Source organism: Pantoea sp. BAV 3049, from assembly GCF_009765445.1.
Classification (GTDB): Bacteria; Pseudomonadota; Gammaproteobacteria; order Enterobacterales; family Enterobacteriaceae; genus Erwinia.
The window spans coordinates 5,173,810-5,174,029 of sequence record NZ_WHOY01000031.1 but is presented as its reverse complement, the minus strand read 5'-3'; the positions used below and the strand labels follow the sequence as shown (position 1 = coordinate 5,174,029).

Genomic DNA, 220 nt, shown 5'->3' with positions numbered 1-220 from the left:
CCCTTATACCCGCATGTTCGACCCGTCATTCCGGCCGAAACCGATGCGCATCACGCCGCGCTCTGAGAGCCGTGAGGCGCTGACCGCGCTGTCGCTGGTGCTGGCCGCGAACTGTGACTACAGCCCCGACAGCGAGTATATGTTCGAAGTGATGATGCCCGTTGAGGAGCTGGCGCGCCGCATGGGCGTGCTGCACGTCTACGAAAGCGGCCGTAAGGCT

At 63.6% G+C, this 220-nt stretch carries 1 pseudogene; it reads left to right on the top strand.

Annotated features, from left to right (window positions below):
* A pseudogene (locus GSQ70_RS25655) lies at positions 1-220 on the top strand (Replication protein); the annotation flags it as partial.